Below are 1,681 nucleotides of genomic sequence, written 5' to 3'. Positions count from 1 at the left end.
GTGATCTGGAAGCTCGATCGGCTTGGCCGCTCCATCCAGGGCCTGATCGAACTGGCGGCCGACCTGTCGGCCCGCAAAGTTGATTTTCGGTCACTGACCGACGGCTTCGACACTGCCACGCCATCGGGTCGACTGCTGTTCCATATTCTCGCTTCGGTCGCGGAAATGGAGCGTGAGCTGATAAAAGAGCGAACCGTTGCCGGCCTGGTTGCGGCACGCGCGAAGGGCGGGACTGGCGGAGGCCGCAAGTCGGTAATGACGCCCGACATGCTCGACACCGCCCGCAAGCTTCTGGCGGCAGGCGACAGCCCCGCGAAGGTGGCAAAGCTGCTGCAAGTCGGCCGCTCGACATTCTACCGTCACTTCCCGGCGACCGAGCGCGAACCCGCCTGATCCGGCGTCAAAACATCGTCGCGTAATAGGATTGCTCGAACCGCCCTCGGCTGATCCGGGCCATGCGGTTGATCCGTTCAGGAACTGGCGGAGGTCTGCGCTTCCGTACGGGCAGATTATCGGGACGGGCCAGCAGCACGAGGTTGGCAATTGTCGCGCCTAACAGGAACTCTTCTTCCGCACCGCGCAGGCCGCGAAGATGCAGGCGGGTTAGGCCGCGCTTGCCCTTGGCGTCAGCGAACACGCGCTCCACGCCCCGGCGCAGCCGCATCGAGCGTTTGAAAAGCGGCGTCTGCATCTCGCCACGTACCAGCTCGCGCACGTCCTCAAACTGGCTGTGCGTCACTGATCGGCTGCTCCCTCCGGTACACTTTCGCTTCAGGTGACAGGTGCGGCAATCGAGCGGGCTGGCAGTGTATCTCAAATTCTGAGCGCGGCGATTGGCGCCACGATATGCAAGCACGTTGCCGGTGGGACAGATATACCGGTCCTGCTCGCGCTCGTACCGGAAAGCCTCGTGAGGGAACTTGCCCTTGGTCTGTTCGGATCGCTCCAGCACAGGGATATGCGGAATGACCCCGCGATCAGTGACGAACGCGAGAAACCCGGCGCTGCCATAGGCTGTGTCGGCTGCAATCCGCTTGGGTCGGTAGCCGAACCGGTCGCTTGCGCGCGCCAGCATCGTCCGCCCTGCATCTACTTCGGCCGAGAAGCGTGCGGGGCTAGCTTCTACGTCAACCGCCACCCCTCCCGGCGTGTCGATCAGCACATTGAAGGCATAGCCGAACCGGCCTCGCGCTGTGCGCGCCGACCAGGCCGACGACGGATCTGTGCGTGATACTTCGACCGGTGCACTAGGCGCCGCGCCTTGCTCTCGTGGCTGGGCATTCGCCCGGTCGGCCAGCCATTCCCGTACCGGGCGGGACAGCCGCGGCAGCGTCATGTCCGTTTCCCGCATCTTGCACTGCCAGCTCGCATCGGCCGCCACGAACGAGGCGTCGATCGCGGCATCCTTACAGGTGATCAGTCCCGCCTTGGCGCAGCGTCGCACCGTTTGCTCGAACAGAACGCGGAAGATGCCGGCGTCACGGAAGCGGCCATGCCGGTTCTTGCTGAACGTCGAGTGGTGCGGCACCCGCGCGTCGAGCGGCAACCGGCAAAACCAGCGATAGGCCAGGTTGAACCGGACCTGCTCGCACAAGCGGCGCTCAGACGTGATGCCGTACAGGCGACCGATCAGCGCCATGCGGATCAGCAGCTCAGGCGCGATCGAAGGCCGCCCCTTGCG

The 1,681-nt window shown here is 64.6% G+C and carries 2 protein-coding genes; one reads left to right on the top strand and one right to left on the bottom strand.

The features are described from left to right. Positions 1–393: recombinase family protein (locus FHS94_RS19070; RefSeq protein ID WP_184060888.1), on the top strand; the 393-nt coding region annotated here is incomplete at its 5' end. Between the two features lie 7 nt (positions 394–400). Here the strand turns inward: FHS94_RS19070 and FHS94_RS19065 are convergent. Then, the coding region (locus FHS94_RS19065) for an IS1182 family transposase (RefSeq protein WP_184060886.1) at positions 401–1,681 on the bottom strand (1,281 nt) is incomplete at its 5' end.

This window comes from Sphingomonas aerophila, from assembly GCF_014199305.1.
Taxonomy (GTDB): Bacteria; Pseudomonadota; Alphaproteobacteria; order Sphingomonadales; family Sphingomonadaceae; genus Sphingomonas; species Sphingomonas aerophila.
This window is presented reverse-complemented; position numbering and strand designations above follow the sequence as displayed.